Raw genomic sequence first — 20,138 nt, 5'->3', positions numbered from 1 at the left:
GACCGACACGGTCGGCAACCGCTCGGCGAGATGTCTCCAGGACACACGGGGTGGGCCCGGACGAGATCGGACTGGCACCGCCCCTTGAGGGGCTGAGACTGCGGGCGGTCGTGCTGCTCGGCCGCGACGCCCGCGCACACGGGAGCCGGCGCGACTGCGGCCGCTCGACGTCCTCGACCGTCGGGACCGACCGGGTCCGGCTGGGCCCCCCCGGGCTCACGCTGTGGGACGCCGCGGCCGGCAGGGCCGGGCGCGGTGAGCTCCTCGCCGCGGCCCTGCGCGAGCACGGACCGTATCCGAGGCTGCCGGTCTCGTGGACCGCGCCGTGGAGGCGCTCGTGCACGCTGGGGTGCGCAGGGCCGAGTAGGCCGTGGCGTTGCCTACTCGGGCGTGGCCAGGCCGCGGAGCAGCTCGCCCACGTCGGCGCTCTGCTCGAGCAGCGTGCCGACCTGCGCCCGGGTGCCGCGCTCCGGCTCGAGGATGGGGACCCGCTGCAGACTGGCCCGACCCGGCACGTCGAAGACGACCGAGTCCCAGCTGGCCGAGAAGACCTGGCCGGTGAAGCGGCGGACGCACTCGCCACGGAACCACGCGCGGGTGTCCTCCGGTGGCGTCGTCTGGGCCGCCTTGACCTCCTCGGGCGTCACGAGGTCACGGAGCAGCCCGCGGTCACGCAGCCGGTGCACGAGCCCCTTCTCGGGGCGCACGTCAGCCCACTGGATGTCGATGGCCGCAAGTCGGTGGTCGTCCCAGGCGAGGCCGTCACGGGCCCGGTAGCCCTCGAGGAGCTGCAGCTTGGCGACCCAGTCGAGCAGGGGCGCACACGACATGACGTCGCGCCCGAGACCGGTGAGGACCTCCTCCCACAGGGCCATGACCTCGGAGGTCGCCTCGGCCTCGGGGTCGTCGCCGCGCCGGTCGAGCCAGACGCGGGCGGCCTCGAGGTACATCCACTGGAGGTCGAGCGCCGTGACGCTGCGTCCGTCGACGAGCTCGACGGTCGCGATGAGCGTCGGGTCGTGCGAGACGGTCTGGAGTGCGGCGACCGGTCGGCGGACCGACCAGTCCTCGGTGAGGTGGCCGTCCTCGATCATCCCGAGCACGAGCGACGTCGTGCCGGTCTTGAGCAGGGTCGCGACGTCGAGGTGGTTCGCGTCGCCGATGATGACGTGGAGGCGCCGGTAGCGGTCGGCCACGGCGTGGGGCTCGTCGCGGGTGTTGATGATCGGGCGCTTGAGGGTCGTCTCGAGGCCGACCTCGGTCTCGAAGAAGTCGGCGCGCTGGGAGATCTGGTAGCCCGCTCCCCTGCTGTCGACGCCGATCCCGACCCGGCCGGCACCGCAGACGACCTGACGCGTCACGAAGAACGGGATGAGGTGCCGCACGATGTCGGGGAACGCGGTGCGCCGTGGCATGAGGTAGTTCTCGTGCGTGCCGTAGGACTGGCCCTTGCCGTCGGCGTTGTTCTTGTAGAGGTTGACCGGCGGCTGCCCGGGACGACCGGCGAGCAGGCGCACCGACTCGAGCGCGATCGCGTCACCCGCCCGGTCCCAGGTCACGGCGTCGCGCGGCAGGGTGACCTCGGGAGAGCTGTACTCGGGGTGGGCGTGGTCGACGTAGTAGCGGGCGCCGTTGGTCAGCACGACGTTGGCCAGCGTCGGGTCCTCGATGTCGGTCAGCTGGCTCGGGTCGGCGGTCTGCCGGTCGAGCTGCCAGCCGCGCGCGTCGCGCAGCGGGTCCTCGAAGGCGTAGTCCCAGCTCGACTGGTTGGACCGGATCCCCTGCGCGGCGGCGTAGACGCTGATGACCTGGCCCGACAGAAACATCGGGTTGGCCATCGGGTCGCCGGGCACGGAGATGCCGTACTCGGTCTCGAGCCCCATGATCCGCCGCACCGTCATGGCCCGACGATAACCGTCCCGACCGCGCGCGCCGCGTCCGGTCTCGTCCGGACCGAGGGCGTATGCCGTCCGGCCCGGCTAGATGGCCCCGACCTTCTGCAGCCGGTTGAGCGAGAACCACCCGAACGGGATCGGCAGCCAGTAGGTCGCGAGCCGGTAGAGCAGGACGGACGAGACGGCGGTGCCGCTGTCGACGCCGATGGAGATGAGCCCGAACGACATCGCGGCCTCGATGCCGCCGAGGCCACCGGGCGTCGGGACGGCCGAGCCGACGATGGCGCCGGCGAAGTAGACGACCGCGATCGATGCGACGGGCGCATCGGCACCGAAGGCCCTCGTGGCGCACACGAGCGCGGCGACGAACGACATGTCGAGCAGGAGCGCCCCGGCGAGCAGCTGGGTGAGCTTGGCTGGATGCTGGAGGACGGCGAGGACCTGCGGGACGGCCGACTTGACCTGCGGGAGCACGCGGTCGGTGAGCAGGGCCCGGACCTTGGGCAGCGCGAGCAGCCCGAGGGCGAGGATGACGACGACGAGGATCGCCGCGACGAGCACCGGGGACGGGCTGAACGAGACCGCCGGGCCGGTGCCGGCCAGGACACCGGAGATGACGAGCAGGACGAAGTACGAGCAGAACTGGGCCACCTGCGCGACGCCGACGCTGGCACCGGCGATCGTCGGGGACAGGCCGGAGGTCTGCAGGTAGCGGGTGTTGAGCGCGATGTTGCCGACGGCCGCCGGGGCGACGAGGCCGCTGAACGCCACGGCGAGCTGCGTCATGTAGGTCCGGATGAACCTGAGGTGGATCTGGACGGCGCCGGCGAGCGCGATGGAGGCACCGGCGAAGGTGGCGGCCGCGAAGAGCAGCAGCAGGGCGGCCCAGCGCCAGTCGGCCGTGCTGACGACCTGGCCGATGTCGACCTGGGCCAGCTGCGTCAGGAGCAGGTAGCCGGCGATGCCCCCACCGAGCAGGGTGACGACGCCGCGCGCCGAGATGCGACGCAGCTGGACGGGCTCGACGGCCTCTGCCTTGGGGCGCAGCGCGACCAGCCGCTCGCGCAGCTCCCCCATGACCGACTTGGACTCCTTGAGCGCCACCCGCGCGTCGGGACTCAGGGCGACCGGCTGGAGCACCGGAACGGCCCGAAGGACGGCGTCCTCGCCGAGGGCTGCGACGGCCGAGTCCACGGTCCGCTCGGGGCCGACGGCCAGTGCCACGGTCGTGAGCAGCTGGGCGAGGTCGATGCGCAGGCTGATGTCGTCGGCCGCGACGTCCCCGCTGCCCAGCCGGGACAGGGCGACCCGCCCGTGGTCGTCGACGAGGATCGTCGACGGTCCGAGCTGCCGGTGCACGAGGCGACGTCGGTGCAAGGTGGCGGCCAACCGCCAGATCGCGGCGAGCCGGGCGTCGTCGAGGTCCCCGTCGACCTCGGTCAGCGGGGTGCCCCGCGGTTCGTCGTAGGCGATGACGGCCGAGAAGGGACCGACCTCGGACACGGCGACCGGCCGAGGGGCACGGATGCCGGCGTCGTGCAGGGCCAGACCCATCAGGGTCCGGTGCTCGATCTCGGAGCGCAGCGTCAGCGCCGGCGGTCGAGTGAAGCCGCTCCGCAGCCGCAGCACGCGCAGCAGGCGTCGACCCGAGGCGAGCCCGAAGGTGTCGCGGTCGATGACGTGGACGTCGAGCGTCCCGTCGTGGGTGGTCCCGATGTAGCGGCGGTCACCGGCGTCGTTGGCGTCGATGAGCTCGAGGCGGGTCAGGGGCACACCGCCCGCGACGAGCACCGCGGCGACCTCCACCCCGGGTGGACGGGTGGAGGTCACGCCGAAGGCGAGGCGGAAGGCGAGGCCGACGATCCAGCCGAGCAGGAGCGAGCTGACGAGGGCCGCGAGGGTCATGGCCCCCGAGAGCAGGGTCGTGACGAGCGTCGCGATGACGACGACCGTCGCGATCGGCGAGATCCACTTGCGGCCGGAGATGTCGGCGACGGTGAGCAGCGCGACCATCGAGACGATGACGATGTCGAGCGGACCGGTGCGGCCCGTCGGGGTGGGTCGGGTCAGCACGTCGGTGACGAAACCGCCGTTGCCCGAGTGGACGAGCACGGCGAGGACGATGACGAGGACACCGCCGACGACAGCGGCACCGAGCGCCTGGATGAGCTGCATGGGGCGACGGCGCACGAGCAGATCCGCGCCCACGCCGATCGGCAGGAGCAGGACGCCGATGCCGCTCATCCAGCCGAGCAGCGTGAGCAGCAGCCGGGGAAGCCCGCTCGTCGCATCGGTGAGGTCCTGCTCGACCGCACCGCGCGTGCCCGAGGCGACGTCGGCCGCGACGAGACCGAGCACGAGCAGGACGACGGCAGCGGCCAGACGGACGCCGTCGGCGGGACGGCGCACCCGTTCGGGGATGGGCGGCTCGATGACCTCGCCGGCCTCGGTTCCGGCCTCGGTTCCGGCCTCGGTTCCGGCCTCGGTTCCGGCCTCGGTTCCGGCCTCGGTTCCGGCCTCGGTTCCGGCCTCGGTTCCGGCCTCGGCGACCGGCTCCCCCGCCGTCGCGTCGGCGCGCTCCTCACGCTCCCCGGTCTGGTCCTGCACGTGCTCCGCCGTCCGGCGCATGGTCTCCCCCGTGGTGTCGTCCGATGCCTCGGCGGGTCCGGAGACGGCCCCGTCCGTGGGGGGCTGCGTCCTCTCCGAGTCGCCGGGCATGGGCCAATCCTGCCTGAGGCGCGGCCCGAATGGCCGCAGCGTCGCCGCGCGGGCGTGCAGGCGCCCGGTGCGCCGACCATCAGGAAGCGGTGCGAGACTGACGCCGTGACGGTCACCGACTCGTGGGACATGCCCCTGCGCACCAAGCTGCTCGCCCGCGTGCTGAGCCGCACCCGCGACGGTTCCCGGATGCTCTCCGGTGACGAGATCGCCCGCAGCAGAGCGTGGTTCGCCCCTGCGCGGCTGCCCTTCACGTGGGTCACGGGTCCGGTACCGTCCGGGGTCGAGATCGCGGAGACGACCTTCGCCGCCCGGGACGGCCACCCCGTCGCCGTCCGCACCTACCGTCCGAAGGACGCCGCGGGTGAGGCCCTTCCCGCACTGCTGTGGTTCCACGGAGGTGGCTGGGTGCTCGGCAACACGAGGGGTTACGACCCGATCTGCGCCTGGATCGCCGACCGCACCCGGGTGGCCGTGCTCAACGTGGACTACCGCCTCGCCCCGGAGCACCGGGCACCCCAGGCCGCCCACGACTGCATCGACGCCACCCGCTGGGCCGCCTCCGACGCCGCCGGTGACGGCGTCCGGCACACCGGTCTCGGTCTCGCGGGCGACTCGGCCGGCGGCAACCTCGCGGCCGTGGCCGCCCAGGTGCTCCGTTCCGAGGGTGGTGCCGACGTCGCCTACGAGGCCCTCGTCTACCCGGCTGTCGACGCGACGATGAGCTCGCCGTCCGTGGCCCAGCACTCGGCCGCACCGATCCTCACCCGCAGCGACATGGACGCGTTCCTCGCGCACTACCTCGGCGACGCCGACGACGCCCTCGACCCGCTCGACCCCCTCGTCTCACCGCTGCACGCCGATGACCTCACCGGACTGCCCGCCACGCTCGTCCAGACGGCCGACCTCGACCCGCTCCGCGACGAGGGGACGGCCTACGCCGAGGCCCTCCGCGCAGCAGGCGTCGAGGTGCAGCACACCAACTACCCCCGGGTCCCGCACGGCTTCATGAGCTTTCCCGGGGCCACCCGGGTCGGCGGCGCCGCTCGCGCGGAGCTCGCCCAGTGGGTCGCCCGGCACGCGCGACCGGGAACGGTCGGATAGTCTGCGAACGCACGCGAGTCTCGTGAGGGATGGTCTCGAAGTGAACGATGTCGTCGTGTTCAGCGGCTCGGCGCACCCCGCCCTGGCCGACCGGATCTGCTCGCATCTCGGGGTGACCCGGTCCCCCGTCGACATCAAACGGTTCAGCAACGACTGCCTGCAGGCACAGCTGCTCGCCAACTGCCGCCAGCGCGACGTCTACATCGTCCAGCCGCTCGTGCCGCCGACGCAGGAGCACCTCATGGAGCTGCTCCTCATGATCGACGCGGCGCGTGGCGCCTCGGCGGCTCAGATCACCGCGGTCATGCCGCACTACGCCTACGCCCGCTCCGACAAGAAGGACGCCTCGCGCATCTCCCTCGGCGGACGGCTCGTGGCCGACATGATCTCGACGGCCGGCTGCCACCGGGTCCTGACCATGGCCCTCCACGCTCCCCAGGTGCACGGCTTCTTCTCGACGCCTGTCGACCACCTGACGGCGATCGGGGTCCTCGCGGACCACTTCCGCGACAACGACCTCGACAACTCGATCGTCGTCAGCCCCGACCTCGGCAACGCCAAGGTCGCGACCCAGTTCGCCCGCCTGCTCGGGCTGCCCGTCGCGGCCGGCTCGAAACAGCGGGTGGCCGACGACCGCGTCGTCATCGACTCGATCGTCGGCGACGTCTCGGGTCGCCGGGCGATCATCCTCGACGACGAGATCGCGACGGGCGGCTCGATGCTCGAGCTGATGGACCGCCTCAAGGACGCCGGCGCGACCGAGGCCGCGATCGTCTGCACCCACGGCCTCTTCGCCGGCAAGGCCGTCGAGCGGCTGCGTGACCACCCCTTCGTCACCGAGGTCGTCACGACCGACACCGTCCCGGCGCCGGACGGCTGGCCCGAGCTCAAGGTGCGGTCGGTGTCGGCCCTCTTCGCCGAGGCGATCAGCCGCATCCACCACGGCCGCTCGGTCAGCTCGCTCTTCGAGGGCGTCGACCCCACCCACGCACCGCCGCAGGCCAAGCTCCCCTTCGACACGCCCTCATGAACCGACCCGTCTGGTGGCGCCGCCCCGCGGTCGCGCTGCTCCTCGACGTCGTGCTCGTCCTCGTCTTCGCCGCGGTCGGTCGCGCGAGCCACGACGAGTCGAGCCCGGTGCTCGGCGTCCTGTCGACGGCCTGGCCCTTCCTCGTCGGGACCGGCCTCGGCTGGCTCGTCGTGCGGGTCGTGCGCCGGTCATGGCCGCTCGACGTCGCCCCCGGCGTGACCGTGTGGTTCGCGACCGTCCTCGTCGGCATGCTGCTGCGGCACGCGGTCGGGTCGGGCACGGCCGTCAGCTTCGTCGTGGTCGCCTCGGTCGTGCTGGCGCTCTTCCTGCTCGGCTGGCGTGCCCTCGGGGCGTATGCCGTCCGCCGCGCCCGCTCGTCACCGCGCCGCGCCTGACCCCACCCGGCCCAGACCCGTCGAGAGGCCTCGTGTGGCCGGGACGCGTCCCGGCCACACGGCACACGCCTCGGGTCAGAGGTACTGGCCGGTGTTGGCCGTCGCGATGGACCGGCCCGGCTCGGTGCCGTCCTTGCCCTTGAGCAGCGTGCGGATGTAGACGATGCGCTCGCCCTTCTTGCCGCTGATCCGCGCCCAGTCGTCGGGGTTGGTCGTGTTGGGCAGGTCCTCGTTCTCCTTGAACTCGTCGACGCAGCTGTTGAGCAGGTGCTCGACGCGGATGCCCTTCTGGCCGGTCGTCAGGAAGTCCTTGATCGCGAGCTTCTTGGCCCGGTCGACGATGTTCTGGATCATCGCGCCCGAGTTGAAGTCCTTGAAGTAGAGGATCTCCTTGTCGCCGCCCTGGTAGGTCACCTCGAGGAAGCGGTTCTCCTCCATCTCGGAGTACATTCGCTCGACGGCGGCCGTGATCATCGCCTCGACGGTCGCGTCGCGGTCACCGCCGTTGACGGCGAGGTCGTGCTCGTGGAGTGGCAGCGACTCGGTGAGGTACTTGCTGAAGATGTCACGCGCGCTCTCGGCGTCGGGGCGCTCGATCTTGATCTTGGCGTCGAGACGGCCCGGTCGCAGGATGGCGGGGTCGATCATGTCCTCGCGGTTGGAGGCGCCGATGACGATGACGTTGTCGAGGCGCTCGACGCCGTCGATCTCGGCGAGCAGCTGCGGCACGATCGTCGTCTCGACGTCGCTGGAGACGCCCGATCCGCGGGTGCGGAAGAGCGAGTCCATCTCGTCGAAGAAGACGACCACGGGCGTGCCGTCGGAGGCCTTCTCACGGGCCCGCTGGAAGATGAGCCGGATGTGCCGCTCGGTCTCGCCGACGTACTTGTTGAGCAGCTCGGGGCCCTTGATGTTGAGGAAGTAGCTCTTCTCGGTCTGCTTGCCCGTGCGAGCGGCGACCTGGCGGGCGAGGGACGCGGCGACCGCCTTGGCGATGAGCGTCTTGCCACAGCCGGGAGGACCGTAGAGCAGCACGCCCTTCGGCGGCTTGAGCGCGTGCTCCTTGTAGAGCTCGGGGTGCAGGAAGGGCAGCTCGACGGCGTCCCGGATCGCCTCGATCTGGCCGGCGAGGCCACCGATGTCCTCGTACTCGACGTCGGGCACCTCCTCGAGGACGAGCTCCTCGACCTCGAGCTTGGGCACGACCTCGTGGACGAAGTTGGACCTCGGGTCGAGGGTGAGGGAGTCGCCGACGCGGAAGTGCTCGCCGAGCAGGGGCGTCGCGATGCGGCACACGCGCTCCTCGTCGCCGTGCGTCACGACGACGACGCGGTCGTCGTCGAGACGCTCCTTGACCGTGACGACCTCGCCCACGCGCTCGTAGCCGTGGACGGAGACGACGTTGAGGGCCTCGTTGAGCATGACCTCACGGCCGAGGCCGAGCTCCAGCTGGTCGACCGACGGGCTGATGGCGACGCGCATCTTCCGGCCACCGGTGATGATGTCGATCGAGCCGTCCTCGGGCGGGTCGACGACGAGGCCGTAGGTGCTCGGCGGCTGCGCGAGACGGTCGACCTCCTTCTTCAGCGTGACGATCTGCTCGCGCGCGTCCTTGAGCGTGCGCACGAGGCGCTCGTTCTGGGACGACAGCGTCGACAGGCTCGTCTGGACGTGGGCCAGCCGCGCCTCGAGCTCACGGGTGCGCTGGGGCGAGTGTCGCGCCACCTGGCGCAGCGACTCGACCTCGGCGCGCAGGGCTGCGAGCTCGCGGTCCCCCGCTCCGGGGACTCCGGCGCCGGCGGCACCTTCGGGGTCTGGGTTGCGGACGTCATCAGACATCTCGGCCTCCTCAATCCGTCACTCGCACATAGTGACGATTCGACCCTAACCCCGTGTCAGCCGATGTCGTCGGACGTTTCAGCCAGTGATCGGCGGACGCGTCGGATCGTCTTGTCGCTCTTGATGCGTTCGCCGAGCGCCTCGGGTGTCCACGCGTCCGCAGGGATGTCCGTCGAGGCCGTCGAGCCGGCGACGGGCGTGGGGGCACCCGCCGGGGCGTCCGGGCCGTCGACGGACGTCGTGCCGGCGTCACCCGAGTCGCCGTAGGCGCCCTTGGCCGGACGACGCTTGCGCTCGGGCGGGACGACGCCGGGAGCGAGCCGACGCGTCGTGATGAGGAAGCCGGTGTGCCCGTGCATCCGGTGCTGGGGACGCACGGCGAGCCCCTCGAGGTGCCAACCGCGCACGAGCGACTCCCAGGCGGAGGGCTCGGTGAAGCCGCCGTGGGCGCGGATGCCCTCGGCCACGCGGCTCAGCTGGGTCGTCGTGGCGACGTAGCAGATGAGCACGCCGCCGGGGATGAGCGCGTCGGAGACGGCGTCGAGGCACTCCCAGGGCGCGAGCATGTCGAGCACGACCCGGTCGACGGTCCCGGCCTCGGCGACGGACGGGAGCGACTCGACGAGGTCACCGACCGTGACGGTCCAGGCCGGGTGGTCACCGCCGAAGAACGCGCGGCCGTTGCCGCGGGCGATCTCCGCGAAGTCCTCGCGACGCTCGAACGACAGCAGGCGGCCGCGCTCACCGATGGCGCGCAGCAGCGACATCGACAGCGCACCGCTGCCGACGCCGGCCTCGACGACCGTCGCCCCCGGGAAGATGTCGGCCATCTGCACGATCTGGCCCGAGTCCTTCGGGTAGACGACCGCCGCGCCGCGGGGCATCGACATGACGTAGTCGCTGAGCAGCGGCCGCAGGGCGAGGTACTCGACCCCGGCGGTGTTCGTCACGACGGAGCCGTCGTGGGAGCCGATGAGGTCGTCGTGGCGCAGGAAGCCGCGGTGCGTGTGGAACTCGCGCCCGGGCTCGAGCGTGATCGTGTGCAGACGACCCTTCGGGTCGGTCAGCTGGATGCGCTCCCCCACCTCGAAGACGCCACGGCGGTCGTGCGCGCCCGGGACGTCGGACCGCTCCGGACCCCCGCTCGTGTCGGGCTCGGCGTCGGGCTCGGCGTCGGGCCTGGCGTGCTCGGCGTCGGGCTGCTCGGCGTCGGTCGTGGGAGCGGTCATGGGAGCACAGTCTAGGTGCCGGCGCGACCTCCTCCGGACACCCTGCGGAGGGCCGTCGCCTCGACCTCGTAGCGGCTCTGGCGACCTGCCGCCCCGCCGAAGAACCGCCGACGGAGCGCGCCCTCGACCTCGACGACGTCGCCCCCGCGCAGACGGAGCGCGCTCCGACGGGTTGCCGCCGTCCAGCACACGACGTCGATGGTGTCGACCGTCGCCCGCCTGGGCTCGTCGGCGGTCGCGCGGCGGCGCCCGGGCGGCGGCTCGCGAGGCACGACGACGCGCAGCGTCGCGATGCGGTCACCGCTCGGCAGCTCGCGCTCCTCCGCCTCGGCGCCGAGCCGCCCGCTCAGGACGACCTCGTTGCGCCCCGGCACCGACGCGGCGTCCGGCGTCGCCTCGTCGGCGGTCCCCTCGGGCGCACGTCGACGTGGGCTCCTCGCGGACCGGGACGCGACCGCGCCAGTGCCCGTCGTCGTCTCGCTCCGGCTCGTCCTCATGGTGCCTCCCTCCGGCCCGCTCGTCGGGCCCTGCGCCAACGGTGACGCGTCCGTGCCGGGCTCGCTGCCGAGCGCGCCACCCCTGTGGACGACCGGCCGAGCCGACGAGGGGGTGTGGACGGCGGACGGCATCGAGGCGCTCGCCGGGAAGACGAGCGTCACGGGACATGCCTCGGGAACCGCGCCCGACGGCATACGCCCTCGGCACCGGCATCCAGCGGCGACTTCGTGGACGCGCGTCAGCGACGACCGCGACGGGCCAGCTCGGCGCCGACGACCGCGTTGATGCGCTCCGCGCTCGCCAGCCCGCGGATGTCGCGGGTGGCCTCGTCGACGACGACGGCGAGCGAGAGCTCGCGATCGCTCATGACCCGGATGAGGTCGGTGAGCACGGCCTCCGGCGGCAGGGCGACGACCCACGACGCCGGCTGGGCCAGCGTGACCGACGCGATCGCCGTGCGCGCCCGGCTGTCGACAGGCACGCCGGCCGCGGAGTCGGCGTCGACGACACCGAGCGGCCACCCCGTCGGGTCCGCTGCAGCCACCCACGCCCCGGAGGCCACCGCGGTCTCGACCTCGGCCACGGTCGCCGTGCCCGCGACGAGGGACAGCGGCTCGAGCACGTCGGTCGCGCGCCCGGCGGTCGCCTCGTGGATGTGACCGGCCCGGATCGCCCCCGTCGCGCCCTGCCAGAGGAAGAAGGCGATGGCGAACGGCCAGACGAGGTCGAAGATCTCGGGCGCCCGGCCCTCGGCGAGGGGACGCAGGGCGAACCACGCGACGGTCAGCACCGCGACGACGCGTCCGAGCCACCCCGCCGTGACGAGGCCGCGCCCCTTGCTCCCCGTGGCGCGCCACACGAGGGCGCTGACGATCTGGCCGCCGTCGAGGGGCAGGCCCGGGAGGAGGTTGAAGACGCCGACGAGGACGTTGGCGAAGGCGACGATGCCGAGGAGGGTCAGGGCGGTCTCGTTCGTCGTCAGAGCCCGCAGGCCCCAGACGACCCCGGCGAGCGCGAGGTTGGACAGCGGCCCGACGACGGCGACGATGGCCGTCGTGCTCGGCGAGGTGCGGGTCGCGTCGTAGACGGTGTGACCGCCCCAGACGTCGGCGACGATCCGGCTGACCGGGTGTCCTCGCCACCGGGCCGCGAAGGCGTGGGCAGCCTCGTGCACGAGCACCGAGACGAGCAGCAGCACGGCGTAGGCCGCGGCGAGCAGGTAGCCGTAGGACGCACCGCGGTCGGACCTCGACAGGTTGGGCCCGAAGACGACGACGATGAGCACGGCGATGACCGGCCAGGACCGACCGAGGTAGACCGGGGTCCCCGCTAGGCTGCCGATCCGCCACCCGTGGGAGGTGTCCGGGCGGGCGGGAGTGCTCATGGGCTCGACCCTATGCCCTGCCTGACCCGCCTCCCTGTGCCGGTCCCGTGCGTGGGCTGTGGGTGCCGGCCGTGCGGTGTCGGCCCCGCGGCATACAGTCGCCCCATGGTTGCAGCGCTGTCCCCCAGTCGGGCCTCCGACTTCATGTCGTGCCCGATGCTCTATCGCTTCCGGGTCATCGACAAGCTCCCGTCGGCGCCCACGCAGGCGACGGCCCGGGGCACGCTCGTCCACGCCGTCCTCGAGCGGCTCTTCGACCTCCCCGCGACCGAGCGCACCATCGACGCCGCGGTGGGGCTCGTCCCCCAGGAGTGGGAGCGCCTCGCCGAGGAGGAGCCGGCGATGCTCGACCTGCTCGCCGAGCACGGCGGTCGCACCGACGAGTGGTTCGCCGGCGCAGCGACGCTGCTCCAGACGTGGTTCGGTCTCGAGGACCCGACGCGGCTCGAGCCGGCCGAGCGCGAGCTCTACGTCGAGACCGAGGTCGACGGGCTCGTCCTGCGCGGCTACGTCGACCGGCTCGACGTGGCCCCGGGCGGAGCGATGCGCGTCGTCGACTACAAGACGGGCCGCTCGCCTTCCGAGCACTTCGAGGCCAAGGCCCTCTTCCAGATGAAGTTCTACGCGCTCGTGCTCTGGCGCCAGCGCGGCGTCATCCCCAAGCGCCTCCAGCTCGTCTACCTCGGCAACGGCGAGATCGTCGCCTACGAGCCCGACGAGCAGGACCTGCTCGGCACCGAGCGCAAGGTCAAGGCGCTCTGGCAGGCCATCGAGCGAGCCGCGTCGACGGGTGACTGGCGTCCCAGCCCGAGCCGGCTGTGCGACTGGTGCGACCACCGCGCGCTGTGCCCGGCGTGGGGTGGCACTCCCCCGCCGCTGCCCGTCGACGCCGCCCAGCGCGCCGTCGACCCGTCCGTCACCGGGCTCGTCGAGCTCGACGCCTGACCCCACTCGACGACCGAGCACGTATGCCGCCGGGCGGGCCCGGCGGCATACGTGCGCCCTTGGCGTCGGCTGGAGGCGAGAGCCTTCAGACGGTGAACTCGTCGGCGACGTCGAGCGCCTCGTCGAGCACTGCCAGCCCCTCTTCGGCCTCCGCCGGGGTCGTCGTGCACGGGGGCACGACGTGGGTGCGGTTGAAGTGGGTGAACGGCCAGAGCCCGCGCTCCTTGCAGGCCGCGGCGAAGGCCGCCATCGGCGCGGCCGCCTCACCCGAGGCGTTGTAGGGCACGAGCGGCTCACGCGTCTCGCGGTCGCGCACGAGCTCCACGGCCCAGAAGACGCCCAGGCCGCGGACGTCGCCGACACTGGGGTGCTTCGCCGCGATCTCGCGCAGGCGCGGGCCGATGACGTCGGTGCCGAGGCTCCGGGCGTTCTCGATGATGCCCTCCTCGCGGAACGCGTTGATCGAGGCGACGGCCGAGGCGCAGGCGAGCGGGTGACCCGAGTAGGTCAGTCCGCCCGGGAAGGCGCGCTGGTCGAAGGTCGCCCGGATCTCGTCCGAGATGACGACGCCCCCGAGCGGGACGTAGCCGGAGTTGACGCCCTTGGCGAAGGTGATGAGGTCGGGGCGGATGCCCCAGTGGTCGACGGCGAACCACTCGCCGCACCGCCCGAAGCCGGCCATGACCTCGTCGGCGATGAGGATGATCCCGTGCTCGTCGCAGAGGTCACGGACGCCCTGGAGGTAGCCGTCCGGCGGGACGAGGATGCCGTTGGTGCCCACCACGGTCTCGAGGATGATCGCGGCGATCGTGTGCCCACCCTCGACCATGATCGTGTCGCGCAGGTGCGACAACGCACGGTCGCGCTCCTGCTCCTCGGACTCGGAGTGGAAGGCCGAACGATAGGTGTAGGGGCCCCAGCAGTGGACGATCCCCGACAGGCCGGGCTCCGAGGGCCAGCGCCGCGGGTCGCCGGTCAGGGTGATCGAGCCGCCCGTGGCGCCGTGGTAGCTGCGGTATGTCGCGAGCACCTTGTGCCGGCCCGTGTGCAGCCGGGCCATCCGGATCGCGTTCTCGTTGGCCTCGGCCCCACCGTTGGTGAAGAAGACCGCGGACAGCCCGTCGGGCGCGACCTCGGTGATGAGCCGGGCGGCCTCGCTGCGGGCGTCGTTGGCGAAGGACGGCGCGATCGTCGCGAGACGGGCCGCCTGCTCCTGGATCGCGGCGACGACCTTCGGGTGGTTGTAGCCGATGTTGACGTTGACGAGCTGGCTGCTGAAGTCGAGGTAGCGCTTGTCGTCGTAGTCCCAGAAGTAGGAGCCCTGGGCCCGGGCGATGGGCAGCGGGTCGATGAGTCCCTGGGCCGACCACGAGTGGAAGACGTGGTCGCGGTCGAGGGTGCGCACCTGCTGCTCCGTCATCCCGTCGAGGAGGTCGGCGATGACGCTGCGCTGGTCGAGGTCGGTCATGGGTGGGTCCTTCTCTCTCAGCGGGTGCGCGGGAAGCCGAGGTCGACGGTCGAGGTGGCCGGGTCGGGCCACCGCTGCGTCACGACCTTGCCGCGCGTGTAGAAGTTGATGCCCTCGGGTCCGTACATGTGGGTGTCGCCGAAGAGCGAGTCCTTCCAGCCGCCGAAGGAGTAGTAGGCGACCGGGACGGGGATCGGCACGTTGATCCCGACCATGCCGACCTCGACCTCGTTCTGGAAGCGGCGCGCGGCGCCACCGTCGCGGGTGAAGATCGCGGTGCCGTTGGCGTACGGGTTGCGGTTGATGAGCGCCAGACCCTCGTCGTAGGTGGCGACGCGCACGACCGACAGGACCGGCCCGAAGATCTCGTCGCGGTAGACGGTCATGTCCGGCGTCACGTCGTCGAGCAGGGTCATGCCGAGGAAGAAGCCGTCCTCGGGGACGTCCTGCTCGCGTCCGTCGACGACGACCGTGGCCCCGGCCTCCGCTCCGGCCGCCACGTAGCCGGCCACCTTGTCGCGGTGCTCGCGGGTGATGAGCGGACCCATGTCGGTGCCCTCAGCCGAGCCCGGCCCGACGGTGAGCTTCGGCAGGCGGCTGGAGATCGCGGAGACGAGGTCGTCACCGACGTCACCGACGGCGACCGCGACGGACAGGGCCATGCACCGCTCCCCCGCGGCGCCGTACGCGGCGGAGACGATGGCGTCGGCCGCCAGGTCGATGTCGGCGTCGGGCAGCACGAGCGCGTGGTTCTTCGCGCCGCCGAGAGCCTGGACCCGCTTGCCGTTGGCGGTGCCGCGCTCGTAGATGTACTTCGCGATGGGGGTCGAGCCGACGAAGCTGACCGCCGCGATGTCGTCGTGGTCGAGGAGCGCGTCGACGGCCTCCTTGTCGCCGTGGACGACGGTGAAGACGCCGTCGGGAAGGCCGGCCTCCTTCCAGAGCTCGGCGAGGAAGAGCGCGGCCGAGGGGTCCTTCTCGCTGGGCTTGAGCACGAAGCTGTTGCCGCAGGCGATGGCGTTGGCGCACATCCAGAGCGGCACCATGACGGGGAAGTTGAAGGGCGTGACGCCGGCGACGACGCCGAGCGGCTGGCGGATGCTGTAGACGTCGACACCGCTCGCGGCCTGTTCCGAGAAGCCGCCCTTGAGCAGCTGCGGTACACCGGTGGCGAACTCGACGTTCTCGAGGCCGCGGGCGATCTCGCCGACCGCGTCGGAGAGTACCTTGCCGTGCTCTGCGGTGACGATCGCGGCCAGCTCGTCGGTGCGCGTGTGCAGCAGCTCGCGGAAGGCGAAGAGGACGGCAGCCCTCCGCGACAGGGAGCTGGTGCGCCAGTCGCGTCCGGCGGCGACCGCGGTCTTGACGGCGTCGTCCACCTCGGAGGTGGAGGCGAGCGGCACCTCGCCGGTCTGGCGGCCGGTCGCCGGGTCGTGCACCGGGGCGGTGCGCCCGGAGGTGCCGGGCACGCGGGCGCCGGAGATCCAGTGGTCGATGGACGTCACGGTAGGGGTCGTCATGCACCTCACGTTACGTGCCACTCTGACCCCATACAAAGCATCGATTGCTATGTTACGAACATGCGTGCCGTCATCTCCTCGATCGAGGAGCGCCTCGACGCCCCGACCGCCAAGGGCCTCGCGCAGGCCGTTTCCCGGGCGATCCGCGACGCCACCCTCGTGCCGGGCGACCAGCTGCCCCCGATCCGCCGGGTCGCCGAGGAGCTGATGATGTCGCCGACGACCGTGAGCGCGGCCTGGCAGCTGCTCGCCCGCTCGGGGACCATCCGGTCGGACGGCCGCCGGGGCACGACCGTGGCGCCCACGGCCCGAGGCGGCGAGCGCTACACGCGGGCGCTGCGGCACGAGTCGCCGGTGAGCCTCGACCTGTCGACCGGCATCCCCGACAGCGCCCTGCTGCCCCCGCTCGTGCCGGTGCTGTCCGCACTGACCGACCCGACGACGCCGAGCAGCTATCTCGACGACCCCGTGCTCGACGAGCTACGGCAGGAGCTCGTGCGCGACTGGCCGTATGCCGCCGACGACCTCCTCGTCGTCGACGGCGCGATGGACGCGCTGGACCTGCTCACCCGGGCACTGCTGCGCCCGGGTGACCTCGTGCTCGTCGAGAACCCGGGGTTCCCTCCCCTGCTCGACCTGCTCGAGGACCGGGGGGTCGCGGTCGTCGGCGTGCCGCTCGACGAGACGGGCCTCGACCTTGACGCCGTCGAGTCCCTGCTGCCGCGCCGACCCGCAGCGGTGGTCATCCAGCCTCGAGGACAGAACCCGACCGGCGTGTCCATGTCGCCGACCCGGGCGCGACGACTCGCTGCGCTGCTCGAGGGCCGTGACTGCATCGTCATCGAGGACGACTCGAGCGGCCCGATCTCGACGTCGGCCGCGACCAGCCTCGGTCGGTGGATCCCCGACCAGGTGCTGCACATCCGCAGCTTCAGCAAGTCGCACGGTCCAGACCTGCGGATCGCCGCGCTGAGCGGCCCGGACGCGCTGCTCGCCCCGGTGCGGCACGCGCGGGCCATCGGGCAGGGCTGGACGAGCCGGCTGCTCCAGCGGGTCCTCGCCGGCCTGCTCCGCGACGAGGTCTGCGCGCGCGGGATCGCATCGGCCGGTGCCGAGTACGCCCGTCGTCGGGAGCTCGTCGTCGGTCGCCTCGCGGAGCACGGCATCGAGGTGCCCGGCACCGACGGGCTCAACATCTGGGTGCCGGTGCGCGACGAGGCCGCAGCGGTGCTCCGGCTCGCGAGCCAAGGCATCGCGGTGACCCCGGGGTCACCGTTCTCGGTCGAGCACGTCGCCGGACCCGAAGGCCACGTGCGCGTGACGACCGGGCTCGTCCGTGAGAACCACGCCGAGGTCGCCGACCTCATCGCCGAGGCGGCGAACGCCGGGGCCTGGACGGCCCAGCACCGCTGAGCTCGGCACGGAGTCCCTGCCACCCAGCAGAATCAGTCCCGCCCGCGCTGTCCGATCCGGACCGAGGTGTTCGTAGCAGAGGTGAGAGCCCGCCCGCGATGGGCGGCCCGAGGCACAGGAGATGATCCGACATGCAGTACCTCGTATCCGTGATCGACGACGGCACCGGCCCCGAGACCGCCACCGAGGAGGCCGCCGTCGACGCCTTCAACGACCGGCTCCGGTCCGAGGGGTACTGGGTCTTCGCCGGGGGCCTCGGCTCCCCGGACCCAGCGACGGTCGTCGACAACCGAGGGAGCGAGGCAGTCTTCACCGACGGACCCTTCGTCGAGTCGAAGGAGTACCTCGCCGGCTTCTGGATCCTCGAGGCGCCGGACCTCGACGTGGTGCTCAGGCTCGCCGCCGAGGGCTCCCGGGCGTGCAACCGCAAGATCGAGGTGCGTCCGTTCCTGTGAGCCCACCCGACGTCCGCGACGAGCTCACCCGGGCCCACCACGACGAGTGGGCCCGGGTCGTCGCCTCCCTGACCCGGCGGTTCGGTGATCTCGGCCTCGCCGAGGACGCCGCGGCCGAGGCGTTCGCGACCGCCGTCGAGCGGTGGCCCGCCGAGGGCACACCCCCGAACCCGGGCGCGTGGCTGACGACGACCGCCAACCGCAAGGCGATCGACCGGATCCGGCGCGAGAGCAAGCGTGACCACAAGCACCAGGAGGCAGCCATGGTGCACGACGACCACGAGGCCGAGCCGCTCGGCGTCCTCGACGACGACCGGCTCCGACTCGTCTTCACGTGCTGTCACCCCGCGCTCGCGATGGAGGCGCGGGTCGCCCTGACGCTGCGAATGGTCGGTGGCCTGACCGTGCCCGAGATCTCGAGGGCCTTCTTCGTGCAGGAGTCCGCGATGGCTCGGCGCCTCACCCGGGCCAAGGCCAAGATCGCGGCCGCGCGCATCCCGTACCGGGTGCCGACCGCGGAGGACCTGCCGACTCGGGTCTCCGGCGTGCTCGCTGTGCTCTTCCTCGTCTTCAACGAGGGCTACCTCACCTCCGGTGCGGACACCGATCCGATCCGCCAGGACCTCACCGGCGAGGCGATCCGGCTCACCCGGATGCTGCGCGACCTCCTGCCCGAAGACGGCGAGGTGGCCGGCCTCCTCGCCCTGATGCTGCTCACCGACGCCCGCCGGAGTGCCCGGGTCTCACCGGGCGGTGAGCTGGTCCCCCTCGACGAGCAGGACCGCAGCGTCTGGGACCGGGCCCTGGTCGCCGAGGGCCACCGTCTCGTGCGTGAGCGACTCGATGCTGGGGCGGCTCCGGGTCGCTACCAGGTCATGGCCGCCATCAACGCCGTGCACACCTCGGCTCGCACCATGCGCGACACCGACTGGTCACAGGTCGTCGCCCTCTACGACCAGCTCCACGACCTGGAACCCTCGCCGGTCGTCGCCCTGAACCGGGCGGTCGCCCTCGCCGAGCTCGACGGACCGCAGGTGGCGCTGGCCGTCGTCGAGCCTCTCGGGGAACCGCTGTCCGGCTATCACGCCTACCACGCGGTCCGGGCCGACCTGCTGCGCCGGATGGGTCGCGGCGAGGAGGCGCGGGCGGCGTACACCCGGGCGATCGAGCTGGCGGGCAACACGGCCGAGTCGGCCTCCTTGACGCGTCGCCGCGGCGAGCTGACCTAGGGCCGGCCACCGTCCCGGAGGGTCTCGACCACCTGCGACAGTCGCCGCTCGCGGGTCTCGTCGGTCCTGGCCGAGGACACGGCGAGGGCATGCGCCTTCTGCTTGCTGGCGGACAGAGCCGTCCAGGCGGCCGTGAGAGCGGGGTCGGCGTCGAGGACCGCCCGGAGCGCCTGGGGCACCTCGACCTCGCGCGGTGCGTCGTCGACCTCGAGCCGGACCTCCACCTCGTCACCGGCGCCACGCCCGGTCGCGGCCCGCGTCTCGGCGTTGAAGGACACGAGGAAGTGACCGCCCATGGAGGCGATCGAGGTCCGGTACGTGTAGCCACCGTCCACGGTCACGGATACGGGCACCCGCTTGCCGCGGGCGAAGGCCGCCATGACTTCGTCAGGGACCACGATGCCCACGTTGTTGCCACCCGTGGCCTCGAGGGTGGTGCGGAACGTCCGGACCGTCTCGCTCATGGGATCAGGGCCGTCCGGTGTCGCGTGCCTTGAGGCGCGCGTCCTCGGCGCGGACCTGCGCGAAGATCTCGCGCTCGGCCACGAGCCAGGCGGGCATCTCGTCGATGACGGCCTTGATCTCGTCGGTCGTCAGGTGCTCTCCGACCCCGCCGCGGGTCAGGCCCGAGTTGGAGATGCCGAGTCGCCGGGCCGTCTCCTGGCGGGTGTGGGGTCCGTTGCGGCGCAGCGTCGCGAGCCACTCCGGCGGCTCGGCCTGCAACGCGTTGAGGTCGGTGCGGCTGACGACGCCCTCCTGGAAGTCGGCGGGGGTCTCGGACAGCAGGACGCCGAGCTTCTTCGCGGCCGTCTGGGGTTTCATGGTCTGCGGCTTCGGCGTGGGCATGGGTCCAGCCTAGGGCGTCGCCCGACCACGCCTGCCCGCTCTCGCCCGGCCTGTCCCCGGCCCGTGGCCCGCCACGGGTGTCGCACGGCGTCCGGCGGTGTCCCCTCCGCACGTCGGGCGACATGTCCACGTGGACTAGCCTCGGGAGCGACCTGCCCCGACCGCGAAGG

17 protein-coding genes are annotated in these 20,138 nt (G+C 72.2%); 7 read left to right on the top strand and 10 right to left on the bottom strand.

The window, feature by feature from the left end:
* Positions 1-380 precede the first annotated feature (380 nt).
* Positions 381-1,901, bottom strand: a complete 1,521-nt coding sequence (gene dop / locus ASH01_RS14495; RefSeq protein WP_056777008.1) for a depupylase/deamidase Dop — start codon at positions 1,899-1,901, stop codon at positions 381-383.
* A 78-nt stretch (positions 1,902-1,979) separates the two neighbouring features.
* A complete protein-coding gene (locus ASH01_RS14490; protein ID WP_056777006.1) occupies positions 1,980-4,613 on the bottom strand; it encodes a lysylphosphatidylglycerol synthase domain-containing protein in 2,634 nt (877 codons plus the stop codon).
* Between the two features lie 105 nt (positions 4,614-4,718).
* On the opposite strand from ASH01_RS14490, the gene ASH01_RS14485 reads away from it, so the two are divergent.
* The 3 genes from ASH01_RS14485 to ASH01_RS14475 are packed head-to-tail and all read left to right on the top strand — an operon-like array spanning position 4,719 to position 7,142.
* Positions 4,719-5,717 carry an alpha/beta hydrolase gene (locus ASH01_RS14485; protein WP_056777003.1) on the top strand — a complete coding sequence of 333 codons (999 nt, stop codon included), beginning with the start codon at positions 4,719-4,721 and terminating at the stop codon, positions 5,715-5,717.
* A 40-nt stretch (positions 5,718-5,757) separates the two neighbouring features.
* Positions 5,758-6,747 (top strand): ribose-phosphate diphosphokinase, encoded by a 990-nt coding sequence (locus tag ASH01_RS14480; RefSeq protein ID WP_056777002.1) that lies wholly within the window; start codon positions 5,758-5,760, stop codon positions 6,745-6,747.
* The gene (locus tag ASH01_RS14475; RefSeq protein ID WP_056776999.1) at positions 6,744-7,142 is read left to right on the top strand and encodes a DUF3054 domain-containing protein; all 399 of its coding nucleotides are present in this window, start codon (positions 6,744-6,746) and stop codon (positions 7,140-7,142) included. Before ASH01_RS14480 ends, ASH01_RS14475 begins: the two co-directional genes overlap by 4 nt.
* Positions 7,143-7,217: 75 nt before the next feature.
* Here the strand turns inward: ASH01_RS14475 and arc are convergent, their stop codons facing one another.
* From arc to ASH01_RS14455, 4 genes are all read right to left on the bottom strand, one after another.
* Positions 7,218-8,981 (bottom strand): proteasome ATPase, encoded by a 1,764-nt coding sequence (gene arc / locus ASH01_RS14470; protein WP_056776996.1) that lies wholly within the window; start codon positions 8,979-8,981, stop codon positions 7,218-7,220.
* Between the two features lie 56 nt (positions 8,982-9,037).
* The gene (locus ASH01_RS14465; protein ID WP_082619849.1) at positions 9,038-10,210 is read right to left on the bottom strand and encodes a tRNA (adenine-N1)-methyltransferase; all 1,173 of its coding nucleotides are present in this window, start codon (positions 10,208-10,210) and stop codon (positions 9,038-9,040) included.
* An 11-nt stretch (positions 10,211-10,221) separates the two neighbouring features.
* The gene (locus tag ASH01_RS14460) at positions 10,222-10,869 is read right to left on the bottom strand and encodes a single-stranded DNA-binding protein (RefSeq protein ID WP_235509616.1); all 648 of its coding nucleotides are present in this window, start codon (positions 10,867-10,869) and stop codon (positions 10,222-10,224) included.
* Between the two features lie 77 nt (positions 10,870-10,946).
* On the bottom strand, positions 10,947-12,092 hold the full coding sequence (locus ASH01_RS14455) for a site-2 protease family protein (RefSeq protein WP_056776994.1): 1,146 nt from the start codon (positions 12,090-12,092) through the stop codon (positions 10,947-10,949).
* 105 nt (positions 12,093-12,197) lie between these two features.
* Here ASH01_RS14455 and ASH01_RS14450 point away from each other — a divergent pair, with 105 nt between their 5' ends.
* On the top strand, positions 12,198-13,037 hold the full coding sequence (locus ASH01_RS14450) for a RecB family exonuclease (RefSeq protein WP_056776992.1): 840 nt from the start codon (positions 12,198-12,200) through the stop codon (positions 13,035-13,037).
* A gap of 85 nt (positions 13,038-13,122) precedes the next feature.
* On the opposite strand, the gene ASH01_RS14445 is transcribed toward ASH01_RS14450, so the two are convergent.
* Together ASH01_RS14445 and ASH01_RS14440 are read right to left on the bottom strand one after the other, a co-directional pair.
* Positions 13,123-14,505: an aspartate aminotransferase family protein gene (locus ASH01_RS14445; protein ID WP_200959069.1), complete on the bottom strand. Its 1,383-nt coding sequence runs from the start codon at positions 14,503-14,505 to the stop codon at positions 13,123-13,125.
* A gap of 17 nt (positions 14,506-14,522) precedes the next feature.
* Entirely contained in the window at positions 14,523-16,025 is a 1,503-nt protein-coding gene (locus ASH01_RS14440; protein WP_056776989.1) for a CoA-acylating methylmalonate-semialdehyde dehydrogenase, read from the bottom strand.
* Between the two features lie 60 nt (positions 16,026-16,085).
* Between ASH01_RS14440 and ASH01_RS14435 the strand changes: the two genes are divergently transcribed.
* The 3 genes from ASH01_RS14435 to ASH01_RS14425 all read left to right on the top strand — a co-directional run bounded on the left by ASH01_RS14435 (position 16,086) and on the right by ASH01_RS14425 (position 19,122).
* Complete coding sequence (locus tag ASH01_RS14435; protein WP_056776986.1) at positions 16,086-17,438, top strand: aminotransferase-like domain-containing protein; 1,353 nt, start codon at positions 16,086-16,088, stop codon at positions 17,436-17,438.
* A gap of 131 nt (positions 17,439-17,569) precedes the next feature.
* Positions 17,570-17,893 carry a YciI family protein gene (locus ASH01_RS14430; protein WP_020144205.1) on the top strand — a complete coding sequence of 108 codons (324 nt, stop codon included), beginning with the start codon at positions 17,570-17,572 and terminating at the stop codon, positions 17,891-17,893.
* Positions 17,890-19,122: an RNA polymerase sigma factor gene (locus ASH01_RS14425; RefSeq protein ID WP_056776983.1), complete on the top strand. Its 1,233-nt coding sequence runs from the start codon at positions 17,890-17,892 to the stop codon at positions 19,120-19,122. Before ASH01_RS14430 ends, ASH01_RS14425 begins: the two co-directional genes overlap by 4 nt.
* On the opposite strand, the gene ASH01_RS14420 is transcribed toward ASH01_RS14425, so the two are convergent.
* Together ASH01_RS14420 and ASH01_RS14415 are read right to left on the bottom strand one after the other, a co-directional pair.
* Positions 19,119-19,586 (bottom strand): YdeI/OmpD-associated family protein, encoded by a 468-nt coding sequence (locus tag ASH01_RS14420; protein WP_056776981.1) that lies wholly within the window; start codon positions 19,584-19,586, stop codon positions 19,119-19,121. The genes ASH01_RS14425 and ASH01_RS14420 overlap by 4 nt on opposite strands.
* 4 nt (positions 19,587-19,590) lie before the next feature.
* Positions 19,591-19,968, bottom strand: a complete 378-nt coding sequence (locus tag ASH01_RS14415) for a DUF5997 family protein (protein ID WP_056776978.1) — start codon at positions 19,966-19,968, stop codon at positions 19,591-19,593.
* Positions 19,969-20,138: the final 170 nt, after the last annotated feature.

It is taken from the genome of Terrabacter sp. Soil811, assembly GCF_001429655.1.
Classification (GTDB): Bacteria; Actinomycetota; Actinomycetes; order Actinomycetales; family Dermatophilaceae; genus Terrabacter.
This window is presented reverse-complemented; position numbering and strand designations above follow the sequence as displayed.